The following is a 16,796-nucleotide window of genomic DNA, read 5'->3' on the forward strand; positions in this document are numbered from 1 at the left end:
GCTTCAAGACTATAAATTGAATCATAGAAAACCTTTTAGGCTATTGGAATCCTACCAGAAGATAGAATAAAGTGCTACTAATATTCCGCAAATGATTAATGAACCTACAGCAAAACCATTGCTCACTTTAAACATTTTAGAATCAATCTCCAATCCTTTTGATTCAACACCTCTTTTAGCGTCAAACAAACTGATAATAATCATCAAGATAACGCAAATTACAAATACAAATCCCATTCTGTCCAAAAATGGAATTTCATATAATTTACTTCCATTTTCTTGAAGTACTTGTGTAGCAAAACCCGAACTATACAAGAATTCTAAATTCACGTGTTCTGGAAGGAATTTTAATATTACTGATAATATAAAACCACCGATTGTTGCAAACATAGCTGCATTCGAACTTGTTTTTTTCCAAAAGAATCCTAGAATAAACATCGCAAAAATCCCTGGACTTACAAATCCTGTGTATTCTTGAATGAATTCAAATCCTCCTTTTTTGTCAATCCCCAACATTGGCGCAATCACAACCGCCAAAAGCATAGCGGCAACTACTGTGATTTTACCAACTTGTACCATTTTCTTTTCAGAAGCATCTACATCAATTTTTTTCTTAAAAATATCCAAAGTAAAAATAGTGGAGATACTATTTACTTTTCCAGCTAACGAAGCTACTACAGCTGCTGTTAAAGCCGCAAAAGACAATCCTTTTAATCCTACTGGCAATAAGTTTAATAATACCGGATAAGAACGGTCTGGATTTAGAATTCCATCAGGCCCTAACATCTCCGTTTGCAATTGTCCTTTAGTATAAATTACATAAGCCGCAATTCCAGGTAAAACCACAATAACTGGCATTAATAATTTCAAAAATGCAGCAAACAAAATTCCTGTTCTAGCGGTTTTCAAATCAGCTCCTAAAGCTCTTTGAGTAATGTATTGATTACATCCCCAATAGTTCAAATTCACAATCCACATTCCTCCTAGCAATACCGTTAATCCCGGTAAACTCGGGAAATTTTCATTCTCTTTTTTGAAAATCATGTGAAAATGATCTCCTGATTGATTATACATATAATTAAATCCATCAACAACACCACTTTGTCCGTTCAATTCAGCTACTTTATCTAAAGCTAAATAAGTAGTTACTAAACCTCCAAATATTAAAAACACTACCTGAACAACATCCGTGTATCCAATTACTTTCATTCCCCCTAATGCAATGATAATGGCAAAAAACGCCAAACCGTACATACACAGATTAATTTCAATTCCAGAAATTCCGTTGATAGCCAAAGCTCCCAAATAAAGAATAGAAGTTAAATTCACGATTACATACAGCAACAACCAGAATACAGCCATAATCATCGCTACATTTCCGTTGTATCTTTCGCTCAAAAATTGAGGCATGGTATAAATTTTATTCTTTAAATAAACTGGAATAAAAAATACAGCTACAATAATTAATGTTAATGCAGCCATCCATTCGTAAGTCGCAATGGCTAAACCCATTTTGAAACCGTTTCCAGACATGGCTATAAATTGCTCCGAAGAAATATTAGAAGCAATCAAGGAAGTTCCAATTGCCCACCAAGTCAAAGAACCCTCGGCTAAAAAGTAATCATGTGAAGCTGATGTGGATTGTGTTTTTTTGCGTATGTAAACAGAATAACCGTATCCAGCTACGATAAAGAAATACACTAGGAATACTAGGTAATCTGCTAATTGTAATGTGTTCATAAAGATGTTTTGGTTTTAAATTAATATGTTAGTTAAAAATTATGCTTTTTATTTCAAAAAAAACGCTGCCCAAAAATAGTATATTTATATCGAAAATTGGTCAAATAAAAAAAGGTGTTCGAAAGTATCTTATTTCTATAAAAAATAAACACTTCCAACACCTTTTTGAAAACTAATTCAAAATATTAAATATATTGATTAATAATATTTTCGAACAATTCTTGTTTGCCACTTTGAAGCGAAAGTTCTCCGTTTTCTTGGGCAATTTTGTATAATTCAGTAAGACCTAATTTTCCTTCTTCGAAAGCTTTTCCGTTTCCAGAATCAAATGAACTGTAACGCTCTTTTCTCAATTTTTCATAAGGAGAAGAAGTAATGATTTTATCAGCTGTCAATAAAGCTCTTGCAAAAGTATCTGCTCCGCCAATGTGTGCTAAGAAAACATCTTCCATATCAGTAGAGTTTCTTCTGATTTTAGCATCAAAATTAATTCCTCCGCCTTGCAAACCTCCAGCTTTCAAGAATACTAACATTGCTTCGGTAGTTTCCTGAATGTTGTTTGGAAATTGATCTGTATCCCATCCGTTTTGGTAATCTCCACGGTTGGCATCCAAACTTCCTAGCATTCCAGCTTTGGCGGCCACTTCAATTTCGTGTTGAAAAGTGTGTTGAGCCAAGGTTGCGTGGTTTACCTCGATGTTCATTTTAAAATCATTCTCCAAACCATATTGACGTAAAAATCCAATAGCAGTAGCGCAATCAAAATCATATTGGTGTTTGGATGGCTCCATAGGTTTTGGCTCAATGAAGAAATTTCCTTTGAAACCTTGTGCTCTTGCGTAATCTCTGGCTTTTACTAAAAACATTCCCATGTGATCCAATTCTCTTCCCATATCGGTATTCAACAACGTCATATATCCTTCACGACCTCCCCAAAACACATAATTTTCTCCACCTAAAGCAATCGTAGCATCCAAAGCCAATTTTACTTGACCACCAGCCCTAGCCACAACATTAAAATCAGGATTCGTAGCCGCACCGTTCATATAACGTGGGTTCGAAAAAGCATTAGCGGTTCCCCAAAGCAATTTCACTCCAGAAGCCGCTTGTTTTTCTTTCAAATATTCGGTGATAGTTGCTAATCTACTTTCTGATTCTGCGAAAGTTGCTCCTTCTCTCACCAAGTCGTAATCGTGAAAACAATAGTGACCAAAACCCATTTTAGTAATGAATTCGAAAGCTGCATCGGCTTTTTCTTTAGCAGCATCAATAGCATCTGCTGGCTGATCCCAAGCAAAATTTTGTGTTCCTGGTCCGAATGGATCGGAACCTTGCCCACAGAAGGTGTGCCAATAGGCAATTGCAAATCTAAAGTGCTCTTTCATTGTTTTTCCTGCAACCACTTGGTCTGGGTTGTAGTATTTAAACGCCAATGGATTGTCAGATTCCTTTCCTTCGAATTGGATTTGACCAATTCCTTTGTAATACTCTTTGTTCCCTAAAACTATCATTTTGTAAATTATTTATTTGTTATTATTTTTTCTAATGCTGTTTTCCAATTTTGATAGGCTTCTAAATAATGTTCTGCATTTTTTAAAGGCATATACGTCATAACGTGATCGTTATTCATAATGTTTTGACCAAATTTTTCATAATCGCCATCTACTAATCCGACAGCTCTTGCTGCTCCTACTGAACCTGTAGTGTTGTAAATTTCAATTTCATGTCCAATCAATGTGGCGACGGTATTCGAAAATATTTCTGAACGAAACAAATTGTCATTTCCAGCACGAATTACTTTAATTTCGGCATTGTCATTCTTCATAATTTCCATTCCATATACAAAGGAGAAAGCAATTCCTTCTAATGCGGCTCTGTATAAATGACCGTGGCTGTGTTTGTTGAAATTCAAATTTAGAATATGACTGTCTATATTTTTATTGTTCAACATGCGTTCGGCTCCATTTCCAAAAGGAATTACAACCACACCATCTGACCCAACTGGTACTTCTGATGCTAGGTTGTTCATGTTTTCATACGAATCCAAACCTCCTATATTTCGCATCCATCGGTACTGAATTCCTGCTCCGTTGATGCACAATAATTTTCCAACTGTTGGATTTTCATTGGTATAATTCACATGAACAAAACTATTTATTCGGGATGTTTCTTTGGATTTTAATTGGTCGGTAACTGCATAAATTACTCCCGAAGTTCCGCCTGTGGCAGCTATTTCTCCGGGTTTTAATATATTTAACGACAAAGCATTGTTGGGTTGATCTCCAGCTCTATAAACGACAGGAATTCCTATTGGCAATCCAGTTTCTTGAGAACCTTTGTCGTTCAATTCGCCTTGATTGGTAAAATTTTCGACAATAGCTGGTGTCAAAGATTGGTCAATTTCGTAGTAATCTAATAGCCAAGTGGCCACTTTGTTTTCTTTGTAATCCCAAAGCATTCCCTCGGACAAACCGTTTTTGGTAGTGGTTATTTGTCCCGTTAACTTAAAGGCAATAAAATCGCCAGGTAACATGTATTTATAAATGTTCTTGTAAATTTCGGGTTCGTTTTCTTTGACCCATTTCAATTTCGAAGCGGTAAAATTCCCTGGCGAATTCAATAAATGTTCGGAGCATTTTTGTTCGCCGATTTCAGCAAATGCTTTGTCTCCAATTGTTACTGCACGACTGTCACACCAAATGATTGAGTTACGTAACGATTTTCCAGCTACATCAACTACTACTAAACCGTGCATTTGATACGAAATTCCAATACCTGTTATTTTTGAAGCATCAATATTGGCTTCCTTAATAGCTCTTTTGGTACCGACACAAATGTGTTGCCACCAAATTTCAGGATCTTGTTCTGCCCAATCTTTGTGATGCGCCATAATTTCCATTTCATCTTGTGGCTCGTGGAGTGCAATAATTTTTTCTCCTGTAGCTGCTTCAACCAAGGCTATCTTGACTGAAGAACTTCCTATATCATAACCTATATAATACATACTTTATAATGATTCTCTTAATATTAAATTGGTTGACACATAAAACTGCATCGGTTCATCTCTGGTAATAAATTCAGCTCCTTTTGTTCCTAATTCTTTAAAATCAGTAGAAATTACAGAAATACCTTTGTAAATGAATTTTTTCATTGGAGTATCATTATACGATAGTAAACCCACATCAACTCCTGGTTCAAAATCTTTCTCTCGACATTGCTCTAAAAACACACCCAAAATTCTATCGCTCACACTAATATAAGCTTTGTTCTTCTCTACATTAAACTCTTTTGGATTGGTAATCACATTAAAATCAAAACCATACTCTTTGCAAAATTTCTTAAAAAAAGTAACAGTCTCCAATGGATGATTGGTGTAATTTGGATATAAAAAATCGATTCCGTTGTACTTTTTAAACAAATCAACAGCACCAATTAAAGATTCATAAAATGCTTTTCCAAAATCTTGAAAAACATAATTATTCTTGGTTTTAGAATGAACATTCCAATCAATTAATAAGAGTTTATCATTGGAAATATTATTCAATACTGAAACTACATCTTTGTGATCAAAATTCATCACAACATACTTATAGTATTTCCCTACACTATTATTGATTATAGTTTTGAAATTATCAATATTATAGTGATGAAATTGTACATCGGTAATGATATTATCCGGCAAGTTATTTACGAACGAGTGATACAAAACCTCTTTGTAAGCTTTAAAAGTATCTAGAACCAAAAGTACTTTCCTAGTTTCGCCTGCTACATAATAGCCCTTATTAGGAACCGATTCTATAACTTTTTGATCTTTCAAAATAGAATAAGCTTTAAAAACAGTATCTCGAGAAAGTTTATTATCTTTACAGATAGTATTTACAGAAGGTAGTAAATCTCCCTTATTCAAAAGGTTTTCCGCTATAGCATTATTAATAGAATTTACTAATTGCTGGTATTTTGGGATATCACTCTCATGATTGATGCTAAAAGCAAAATTCTTTTCATTCATAATTATTGTACTGTTCTGTTCCGTTATGCTAAATTAGTTATTTTTTTGAAATAAAAAATTTTAACAGTATAAATTTCAAAACTTTTTCAATTTTTCGACTATTTCAAAAAACAGTATATTTGTATTCATTATTTTTAATGCTATGGAAGAAAATAAAGACGTTACGATATACGATATTGCTGAAAAACTAAATCTTGCCACCTCTACCATTTCAAGAGCGTTGAAAGACCACCCTACCATAAGCAGTAAAACAATAAAAAAAGTCAAAAAGACAGCCGAAGAAATGGGTTATGTCCCTAATACTTTGGCGGCAGGATTGCGAGGAAACAAAACCAATACTATTGGAGTTTTGATACCAACAGTTACCCAACCCTTCCTTTCTTCCTTGATTAGTGGTATTGAAATCACAGCTCAAAAATCAGGATATAATGTTATTATTATGCAATCTCACGATTCTTATGACGAAGAAGTGAGTATGGCAAAGTCATTATACAGTAGTAGAGTCAGCGGCATAATTTGTTCACTGGCGATGGAAACCCGAGATACTTCACATTTTCAACAATTTGTCGCCAACAACATTCCATTGGTTTTTGTGGATCGGGTTCCTAAAGATTTTAATACTTTTCGAGTAATTATTGACAATTATTCTGCTGGATACAAAGCCACAACTCATCTAATTGAACAAGGCTGCAAGCGTATTGCTCACATTACTGCTGGATCAGAATTTGGAAATTTATACAACGAAAGAAAAAGAGGTTATCTCGATGCCTTAAAAGAAAACAATTTACCTATTGACGAAGAACTAATTGTAAATTTAAAAGCTGTTACTTATGAAGAAGGCGTTAGAGCTAGTAATTTACTACTTGATTTAGAGAATCGCCCTGATGGAGTTTTTTCTTCAGGAGATATTATGGCAGTTAGTGCTATTCAGTCTGCAAAAAAAAGAGGCCTAAAAATCCCAGAAGAACTAGCGGTAATAGGATTTAATAACGATCCTATTTCTCAAATTGTAGATCCAAATTTATCTACTATCACGCATCCTGCTGCAAAAATGGGCAAAATGTCGGCTGAAATTATTTTGAAAAACATCAAATCATTAAAAAAAGACGATGTGAAAGAAATCACTTTTTTGAATACGGAAGTACTGGTTCGGGAATCTTCGAGTAAAATATAGAATCAAAATATTATTCATAAAGCAATTAAAATAAACCTACCAAACAAAAAACTCCTTGTGTAATATACACAAGGAGTTTTTGTTTGGTGCAATTAATTGTACTTTTTACCAAGAAAAAGGCAAATACCAATTATTGACATTCATTAATTTTTCACGTACTGAACTTGCTTGGGTGTTTCCTTCTTTACTCAATTTGTCATACACTTTATCTGCTAAAAAGGCTGGATCATTACGACGTAATGCCACACGCACTAAATCTTCCCAACGGTTACCTTCATAAGCTAATTCTAAAGCATCTTCTCTGATAATGTTATTTTCTGTAGTAATCATATCATCGCCAATTGCTCCCGCTGCTCTTAATCTAGCACGACCACGAACACCTGTATTACGGTGCCAATTGGCTCTAAAGTTAGGGAAGTCACCATTTCTAGCATCGAAATCATAAGGGAATGGCAACATCGTTTGTTGTATATTAGTAACATCTGAAGGCACAGGATTTACGTTGTATGCCGATTGTATTCCATTATTCAATATAGCATAAGCTACTTTTTGCTGATTGTCTCTGTTAGCTGCTTCGGCATAACGCAAATGTAATTTTGCAGCACGGTACAAAAACCATTGTCCTTTAGTATTAGGTACTCCAGCAGTTGTTGCTACAGCCTCACTACTGTATAAATATTTCATAATCACTGGATCTCCATTTACTATATTATAAGAGAATTTCGAACCTCTAGCATCATAAGGAAAGTCATTTGCTTGTGTTTGACTATTCCACAAATCCATAGCTGATTGTGATGGCTTAACTAAATAAGAACCATTTCTATTCGAAAACAAATTGATGAATGGATTTTTAGGAGCAAAATTATTATCAAAAGGTAACGACCAAATCCATTCACTATGCCACAATGCATCTCTATCTCTTGCAAAAATAGAACGCCAACCTTGAGTATTATTATTAACTAAAGTTGTGGCATCTTGTTCAGCATATCTTAAATACCCAACTGCTAAATCTTCGTTAGTAATAACTTCAGCATATTTTACACGGTAGGTATCATATAATGCTGTATTATCTCCACCTCTAGTTCCGGTTTCCATTACGTATTTGTAATGATTAGCTGCTTCAAGATAATTCCCTTTCCAAAGATGCAAATCACCTAATAAACATTCTTTGTTAATAAAAAATTTACCTGTATTAAAACCATCAACGGTAATTACCATCGAACTGCCCGAAGCATATAAATCTTTGTATGGTAAAGCATCAGCAAAGATTATTAATTTATCTAACAATTCATTAAAAGATATTCTAGGATACTTTGAAATATTTTTTACATCTTCTAATGTTTCAATAGGTTCTGTAATGTAAGGTACACTTCCGTAATGAATTCCTAATTGTAAATAAACCCATGTACGAATGGCTCCAATATCAGAATAACGCTGATTGTATTGATCTACAGTAAAACGCTTCTTTTCGAGCATAATATCGAAGTTTTTAAGCACATCATTACAGTTTTGAATCACGGCATAAAACTCTTTTGGGCTAGCATAAGGGTTATTAGCAGAAACATTGTGTTCTGAAATTTCTTTCAAAAAAGGGCTTGAGTTACGAGTTGTGGTCATCAAGTCAGCACGCATTTCATTAAGAATTACATTTTTTTCTGCAAGAGCCATAAATTTACCATAAACTCCGAATACGGCTGCATCGGCATCATATACATTTCGATATACTTGCTCTCCAACCAATTTATCTTCTGGCTCCACATCAAGAAAATCCGAACAAGAGCTAAAAGTAAAGACTAATGTCATTACTAATAATAAGCTGCTCTTTTTTGTTTTTGTATTAATTGTTGTTATCATTTGTATTTTTCTATATTGTGTAAAATAATTAAAGACCTAAACGCAATCCTAACTGAAAAGTTCTAAACTGTGGAGTCAATCCTACATCAGCTCCTTGTCCAAATATAGAAGAAGAGCCACTAAATTCAGGATCAAAACCTAAATAATCAGTTAAGGTAAATAAATTATTGGCTGTTGCATAAATTTTAATAGCTTTGATATAATTCATTTTTTCTACATTAAAATCATATCCAATTACTAAAGTTTTAAGTCTTAAGTAGGATCCATCTTCAATCCATCTATCAGAGAAACTGGCATTCCCCATTGGATCTCCCCAAACTGCTTTAGGCATGTTTGTAATTTGTCCTTCGGCTCTCCAACGATTTTCTACCGCTACACTTTGATTTTCGTAACCACTCATTTTCTCTAAATTGTAACGTACTCCGTTATACAAATCGTTTCCTATAGAGAAATTGAACAATCCTTGAAGACTAAAACGCTTGTAAGTAAAGTTAGTCGTAAAACTTCCCATCAAATCAGGATTTGGATTTCCAATTTCCATACGGTCGTTATCATCAATAACTTTGTCTCCATTTCTGTCTGTAAAACGCATATCTCCACCTTTGAAAGGAACTAATTCTCCGTTTGTTAAACGTCTAGATAAGCCATCAGCTTGTGCCTCTGTAGTTGTTGAATATACACCATTGGCTTTCAAACCATAAAACATGTTAGCATCACTTCCTACAGCTGTTCTGTATGTAGCTCCAGCAAATTGTGTAAAGATTTCACCATTTGGCAATCCTTGTACTTTATTTTTATAATGTGATAAGTTCACTCCAAAATCAAAAGTAAAATCTGGCGAATTGATTACACGGGCATTCAAAGACAATTCAGCACCAAGAGTTTGCATAGCTCCACTATTAGAAACTACATAATCAAAACCACTCAAATTTGAAATAGTTTCATACACAATCATATTAGCGGTTTTCTTTCCGTAAACATCCATCGTAAGATTAAGACGCTCGTTGAACATACCAAAGTCTGCTCCTAGATTAATTTTTTTAACTCTTTCCCATTGTAAATTTGGATTTCCAATATTGCCACGAACTAATCCTTGAACACCTAATAAGTTTTGAGAAACATAGTATTTTTGAGCAGTAAAATTACCTATATCATCATTTCCGCTTTCACTTAATGTTCCTCTTAATTTTAAGTAATCAAAAGTTTTAGAATCTTTCATGAAATCTTCTGCAGAAACTAGCCATGCTCCAGTAATAGAAGTCATTAAGGATAATCTATCTTTTCCATTCAATTTATCACCAAATCTACTAGATCCATCTACAGCATAACTTGTAGTTAAAAAATATTTATCTCGATAATTATAATTACCACTAGCATAAATATTCAACCATGTCCATTCGCCTAAAGCTCCACCTACTTGACGTAGCAAATTAGAACCTGCACCAACACTGATAAAATCGTCTGTAGCTGAATTGAATCCTAATCCTAAATCACTTTCTGAATGACTTTTTTGAGTTCTAAATCCAAAACGCACGTCTAGTTTGTGATCTTCTTTAAATTTCTTAAAGTAGTTGGCATAAGTATCAGTATAAATACTATTCATGATTTGTACTTCGCTACCTGAACGATTCGTTCCTATAGCTGTAGGAAGAATAATATCAGCAACTCCAAGATCCGGAATAAAGAAAGATTCACGCTCTTTGTTATAAGTTAAACCAAAAAGAGTATTTACATTCCAAGCCTTATTGATTACATATTTAAAATTCATATTTCCGAAGAAACGGTAATTCTTATTTATTCCAATTCCGTTATCCAAGATAGCTCTTGGATTACTGATATTAAAATCATCAGTATCGGCTAAATTAGGCGATACATTACCTAGTGCATCAAAAGCATTTGAAGCCAAAAATGGTGCTTTAGTTAAAGCCAAATACAGCGGACTAGTTTTGTATGCAAACCCTTGATCTCTTTGGTCTTGAAGATTATTGATAAATGACATATTAGCATCTACAGAAAGTTTATTGGTCAAACGCAAAGCAGCATTCAAACGAGTACTGTAACGTGTAGATTGACTACCCTCAATAATTCCTTCGTTATTAAGATAACCAACAGATAAACCATACTTTGCAATTTCATCACCTCCACGAACTTTAAGGAAATAATTTTGACTTATACTAGATTTGAATACTTTATCTTGCCAATTGGTTTGGTTATGATACCTGTAATATCCTGAATAAGCAGGATTGTCAATCATATAAGGTAGATTACCAATTTGATCTTGCGTAAGACCACGAGTGGTTTCTAATTGTGAAATATGAGTTCGGTAGGCATCAGCCTCCATAACAGGTAATTGCTCTGGAGTTTGATTGGCACTTCCGTACATTGTAAAATCAATTTTAGTTGTAACTTCGGTAGCGCGAGTAGTGTTGATAATAAGAACACCATTAGCACCTTTAGTTCCATAAAGAGCGCTATCGTCTTTGAGAACTGTAATGTTTTCAATATCTTTTACATCTAAATTCTCTAGCGGAGAAGAGCTATTATTTTGAATAATTCCTGAACCATAATCTTCATCATCATAGATCATTCCATCTACAATAATCAAAGGTTTATTTGATCCGTAAAGTGAAGTAAAACCTCGTAAATTTAAGTAGGCTCCAGAACCAGGAACACCTGATCTTCTGATACTATTTAGTCCAGCAACTCTACCTTGAAGAAAGTCTCCTACTGATTCTTTGATAGGACTAGACCATTGATTGGTTTTGAAGTTGACTACATTTACAGCTTTAGTTGTTCCGTATTGCATTTCTTGTCCATTTGGCAAATTTCCAACTTGGTAAGTAGGGGCATAATACGCTTCATACAAGAAAATTTCTAAACTTGAATCTCTATTTTTTAGAGGATACACTTTGGTTTGAAATTCTTGACCACCCACAGTGAGCAGCGACTCTAAATGAGGAACATTGATTTCAAAGGTTCCATCATCTTTAGTAATTGAAGCAGAAAAATCTTTAACAACCACATTTATTCCTGATAATACTTTTTTGGTTTTTGCGTCTTTAACAATCCCTTTAACTACAATCCCTTTTTTAATTTTTGGAGCTGTAGTAATTACGGTTGATGTTGAATCCTGCTCGGTTTGAGCGTACACTTGTACACTAAAGCTTCCTGCTAAAAAGATGCTCATCGCACAGGTTAGTTGTAAATTTTTTAACATATCTATTTTTATAAAATATTATTTAACGACAGGAACAAATTTTAAATAATCTAGGGTAAGGGAATTGTTACCAATTGTTGAAGATGCTGCTGCAACCAAAGAAATTCTATTGATATCTCCTGCTTGCGGCAAAGTAAATTCACCTATGTAAACTTCATCATAAAATCTTAAATCTACATTTGTATAGGGTAAAGCCATAAGAGAAGTGGTCAAATCAATAGTACCATCTAGCTTAAAAGCAGTTCCTATTACTAAACGTTGGCTGATAACATTAGCTTGAGAATCGTTAATAGCTCTCCAATACACTTTATAAGTTGTACTATACATATTAGATGCCGTATAATTGATAAAGAAATTAGGTCCTTCTGTTACTCTATGATATTGATAAATATCATTAAAAACAACCCCTGAAGGGTCTTTCTTATCTCGGTAAAAAATAGTAGCTCTATTTCCACCCGTAGAAGGAAAATAGGAAAGGTTTTTCTCACCTTCAATTTTTGTAGTTACCAATCGTTTTTCTAATGGTACATCTACTTTTTTCATGATGTAAACAATTCCGTTACTCAAAACAATAGGTTCTCCTACGATTTGAGTCTTGTCAATTGGCACTTCAACACCAAAACGAGTTGTCAAAACTGCTGGTAATTCATTAGGCAAATACGCTTTAGGAAAAACCATATCTCTTGTCGTAAAATATCTAGAATAAGTATCGGTTCTATCTGCACTATTTTTTGTCAAATACGGCTTTAGTTTTGTTACTTCATCGTTATATCCAGCATCCTCCATTAAGAATAAAGTGTATGAATTTTTTTCATTGTTCAAATTATACACATTTCTTAAATAAGAATTGGTCAAAGAATCTGAATAAATACCTGGAACTGGATTAATTTTTCCAATACTATCAGCTGGATAAATATTCAATTCTGTTAAGCTTACTAAATACTGACTCATTGCAGAGCTAGAAGCCATCCCTTTTACGTACTGCCAAATATTTTGTTTTGGTGTTAATGCTTTGCTCACAATGTGAAAAACACCATTAGCGGCGTATTTATCCGCCGATGCAATTGTTACATCACCTATTAAAGCCGTTCCATTAAATAATAAATACTTGTTATTAAGCATTTTAATTTTTTCTGAAGCTTTATCTCTTACTGAAGAATAAGCCGTAAGTGCAATATGGTTTTGCACAAAAGCCGTAACCTCTTCTGGTGTATCAAGAACTGAAGCGTCAACTTGATCCATTGCTTGATTTGTTGGAGCAAAGACAGTATAGGTTTTAGATTCGGACAAAATTTTGTCATAACCCGATTGGACTAACAAACTAGCAAACTTGGAAGTTTCAGTAGTATTGGCAATAGCTTCACTCAAACTAAGATTTAGATTGTCGTCGCCATTGTTTTCGCGCTCTGACCATGGGTCAGAACACGAAACTAATGCTATTGTCAGAATACCAACAAAAAGTTTTTTATTAATTAATTTTAATGCGATCATTTTTAGGTGATTAAGTTTTTTTTATTAGAATGCTTTTTGATTTAAGGATGAAAATTATGGCACAAAACCTTCTCCACCTGATTGTAATCTTGGATACAACTGATCCATATCAATAGGGCGGAATTCTACAGTATCCATCCAAGCTGTATCTCCAGGATTAGAAAGAGATTCAAAAGAGATAGTATGCCTTCCTGTAGTTGGCACATCAATAATACCGCAAAGTCTTGCGTTAAACCTGTTAGTAAATGGTGCAATATGACTTTTGTAACCTTGAGATTCTAACACTCTTTCGTTAATAGAGTTTGTGCCTTGCTCTTGAAAGTTAATCAATCTTGGCAATGCTACCCCATTAAAATATGCTCTGACCGTTGGGTTTTTAGTCCCTTTCCATCTGTAAGACACCCATACTTTATATTTACCTTTAATGATTACTGGTGTTTTAAAAGCTAAATTTTGTGTATTTCCGTTTCTAAAACGGAATATCTCAATAATATCTCCATTCCAAGCACGGTCTTGATAACTTGAACTTCCTTTGGTAGCACAAACATAAGTCAAAGCATCGTTACCATCCCAAGTAACATCTTTGAATTGAGCTTTAGGAAGTGATGCGTATTGACCTGGCTTTCTAAAAACAGCACTCAATTGTCTGAATTCTGGTTGATCTCCAAGGTCAAAATAAACAGGTGCCGGTACTCTCTTTTTGATAAAGAAGTTGGTATCAACTCCATGAATTACACCGTTTGAAGCCACAGCATCACTTGCTGCACGGTTTACTAGAATACCTGGCTCTAAAACTCCATTGAAGGTTTCTTCATTTAATAAAATATTTCCTGTTGCTAATTTTACACTAATTACTTCTAGTGGCGCTTTAGTTTCTAAAGATGAAGAAACAGCCAAATCAGCTAAAAATTGAAGTCTTGGTAAAATACGGTAACTTACAAAAAGATTCAAACTATCTGCAGGATTCAAAGGATCGTTTAAGTGGCTGTATTTTGCTTTCAAATCAGCAAGGCTATTAAAACCAGCGGCTTTAAACACCTCATCCGTTTGGGCTAACACTGTTAAATGTCCACTTTTAGTAACTGTTGTGGTAGTAGTTCCATTTGAAGTTGTTGTAGTTGTAGTAGAAATTAAAGGTTGATTTAATTTATCATACCAACCTGTAGCTTTTAAGGCTTCAGTAAACAATGAAAATGTTTGATCCGCTTCGATAGTTTGTGCTAATGTCTTGTCGGCTACACGCAATACTTTATCAATTTGATGTATCACACCATTTCCTACTTCAACATTGGAAGCAGTAATTAAAGCTGTTTTATTAACCGTAATACTTGAAACACCATCAACATTCGCAGCACCAGTAATTATAAACTGTCCTTGTTGGCTAGGTGTTGCTATTTTACCATCTGTAAAAGAGGTTGTAGGTACTTCTTGATCTAATATATGTAGTTTTACTAATTCTTTTAAATCCTCTAAAGGAACATCTTTTAAAGATGCTGCACCTACATCGGCTAAATACTTTTTAACTGCCTCATTATCTGGTAAAAACAAAGTATAAGTACCATAAGTATTCATGAATGATGCGTAGTTAGTAATTTCTAACATTTCTAAAAACATAGAATAGTCATCATTTTGTCTCAAAAAATCAGTAATATTTACTGTTTCGTCAGTTCGTTCGTAAATCTTTTCCGAAGTACAATTAAGAAATGCTAGGGTTAAAACAACCACTAAACTAAGTCTCATCAATCTAGGTAACATAAGAAATCTTTTCATGACTTTAGTATTTAATTATTTATAAAATGGATTTTGAACAAGTGCTTTATTCGTATATAATTCATATATATTGATTGGCAAGTAATGGCTATTTGGATCTTGCAATTTAGCTAAAATGGATTGCTGCTGATCAGCAGGAGCACTAATCAAAGCCATAGCTCTCAAAAGATCTAACCGCTCATAATTATTTCTTCTTGCGTTTCTTAACACATCATACCAACGTTTTCCTTCGAAAGCAAATTCACGAGCACGCTCTGCCAAAAGATAATCAGTCATCTCTGATTTATTATCTGGATTAACTATTTGAGTAGTTGCTGCGATAGCTTTACGTTTCAATCTTAAATCTTCAATAATAGGCAATGCTTCGGCTCCACGACCTAACTGGATTAAGGCTTCGGCTTTCAATAGCAATACATCTGAATATCTGTAAACAAACCAGTGTGTATCACATTCTTGTAATGCTTTACGGTCGTTATTATTAAGTCCAGTATATTTATATATCTCATTACTCCCTGCTATCAATGCGCATCTTTCACCACGAACGTCTCTATTGTTTGCATCCGCAAAATCAACTCCAAATACATCTTCTAAAACTGTTGGTGCAGCAACAAATTCTGGTCTTCCATTTGCAAAAAACATATCGTAAAATGGGTTCAAATTTTGAGGGTTATATTGAAATTCAAAAATACCCTCTGATGAATTTCCTACAGCGAAAACTCTGTTAAACCAGCTGTTATTTCCTTCAATCAATGCAAATTTACCTGAATTTTCTACTTTGGTCGCTGCTGCAAGTGCTGCTTCATAATTGTCCATCCATAGATAAACATCGGCTTGCATAGCGTTAATGGTGTAAACAGTAATTCTTCCTTTATTTGATGCGTTATTTCCGTAATCCTCTACTGCATATTCTTCTGCCAAAGTAAGATCTTTAATTACTTGTGCAAAAACTTCACTTTGTGGTGTTTTGGCCAACTGAAAATTATCCAAATCTGAAAGAGTAGCATTCAATTTAAGTGGTACATCTTTAAAAGTACGAGCTAATGTAAAATACATGTAAGCTCTGATTGCTAAAACTTCAGACAAGTAATTATTCAACTGTGTTCTTGTCAAGGTAGGATCACTATCCAATACTGCAGGTGCTAAATCAATAACTGTATTACAGTAATTGATTGTACGATAAAATGCAGACCAACTAGTCAAATCGTTTGATGGTAAAATATTTGAGGTAGTAATATCTCTTTGTTCTTGAGTTATATTCCCTCCAGGAAAGATCATATCGGCTCTAAGTTCTCCAAACATGAATAAATACTCACTGATGTTATAGTCAGTTCCATCTGTAGGCACTTGGGCTCCTGGTGGTCTTTTTAGCAAAGAAGAATAAGTCCCCATAACGGCGGCTTGAATATCTTCTTTGGTTTTCCAAAATTCTTCTCTTACGATTCCATCTTCTGGTCGTAAATCCAAATAACTGTCACACGAAACAACGCTGATAACAATTAGTAGGAAGGCTAGTATAGCTTTTATTTTAGTTTGCATAAAAT

Annotated in this window: 10 protein-coding genes; 1 reads left to right on the forward strand and 9 read right to left on the reverse strand. The window is 34.2% G+C overall.

Annotated elements, in window-relative coordinates; genetic code table 11:
• Positions 1 to 51 precede the first annotated feature (51 nt).
• From OZP15_RS00155 to OZP15_RS00170, 4 genes are all read right to left on the reverse strand, one after another.
• On the reverse strand, positions 52 to 1,740 hold the full coding sequence (locus OZP15_RS00155) for a sodium/sugar symporter (protein WP_281336664.1): 1,689 nt from the start codon (positions 1,738 to 1,740) through the stop codon (positions 52 to 54).
• A gap of 185 nt (positions 1,741 to 1,925) precedes the next feature.
• A complete protein-coding gene (xylA, locus tag OZP15_RS00160) occupies positions 1,926 to 3,251 on the reverse strand; it encodes a xylose isomerase (RefSeq protein WP_281336665.1) in 1,326 nt (441 codons plus the stop codon).
• Positions 3,252 to 3,259: 8 nt separating this feature from the next.
• A complete protein-coding gene (locus OZP15_RS00165; RefSeq protein ID WP_269226489.1) occupies positions 3,260 to 4,744 on the reverse strand; it encodes a xylulokinase in 1,485 nt (494 codons plus the stop codon).
• A gap of 3 nt (positions 4,745 to 4,747) precedes the next feature.
• Entirely contained in the window at positions 4,748 to 5,749 is a 1,002-nt protein-coding gene (locus OZP15_RS00170) for a GntR family transcriptional regulator (protein ID WP_432419381.1), read from the reverse strand.
• Positions 5,750 to 5,891: 142 nt separating this feature from the next.
• On the opposite strand from OZP15_RS00170, the gene OZP15_RS00175 reads away from it, so the two are divergent.
• A complete protein-coding gene (locus OZP15_RS00175; RefSeq protein ID WP_269226490.1) occupies positions 5,892 to 6,923 on the forward strand; it encodes a LacI family DNA-binding transcriptional regulator in 1,032 nt (343 codons plus the stop codon).
• A gap of 105 nt (positions 6,924 to 7,028) precedes the next feature.
• Here the strand turns inward: OZP15_RS00175 and OZP15_RS00180 are convergent, their stop codons facing one another.
• Genes OZP15_RS00180 through OZP15_RS00200 form a run of 5 tightly spaced genes read right to left on the reverse strand, consistent with a single transcriptional unit; the run spans position 7,029 to position 16,791 of the window.
• Positions 7,029 to 8,777, reverse strand: a complete 1,749-nt coding sequence (locus tag OZP15_RS00180; RefSeq protein WP_281336666.1) for a RagB/SusD family nutrient uptake outer membrane protein — start codon at positions 8,775 to 8,777, stop codon at positions 7,029 to 7,031.
• A gap of 28 nt (positions 8,778 to 8,805) precedes the next feature.
• Positions 8,806 to 11,994 (reverse strand): SusC/RagA family TonB-linked outer membrane protein, encoded by a 3,189-nt coding sequence (locus tag OZP15_RS00185; protein ID WP_269226493.1) that lies wholly within the window; start codon positions 11,992 to 11,994, stop codon positions 8,806 to 8,808.
• 18 nt (positions 11,995 to 12,012) lie between these two features.
• Positions 12,013 to 13,485: a fasciclin domain-containing protein gene (locus OZP15_RS00190; protein ID WP_269226494.1), complete on the reverse strand. Its 1,473-nt coding sequence runs from the start codon at positions 13,483 to 13,485 to the stop codon at positions 12,013 to 12,015.
• 54 nt (positions 13,486 to 13,539) lie between these two features.
• Positions 13,540 to 15,255, reverse strand: coding sequence for a fasciclin domain-containing protein (locus tag OZP15_RS00195; protein ID WP_269226495.1), 1,716 nt, complete (start codon positions 15,253 to 15,255; stop codon positions 13,540 to 13,542).
• 15 nt (positions 15,256 to 15,270) lie between these two features.
• A complete protein-coding gene (locus tag OZP15_RS00200; protein ID WP_281336667.1) occupies positions 15,271 to 16,791 on the reverse strand; it encodes a RagB/SusD family nutrient uptake outer membrane protein in 1,521 nt (506 codons plus the stop codon).
• Between the last annotated feature and the right edge of the window lie 5 nt (positions 16,792 to 16,796).

This window comes from Flavobacterium eburneipallidum (genome assembly GCF_027111355.2).
Classification (GTDB): domain Bacteria; phylum Bacteroidota; class Bacteroidia; order Flavobacteriales; family Flavobacteriaceae; genus Flavobacterium; species Flavobacterium eburneipallidum.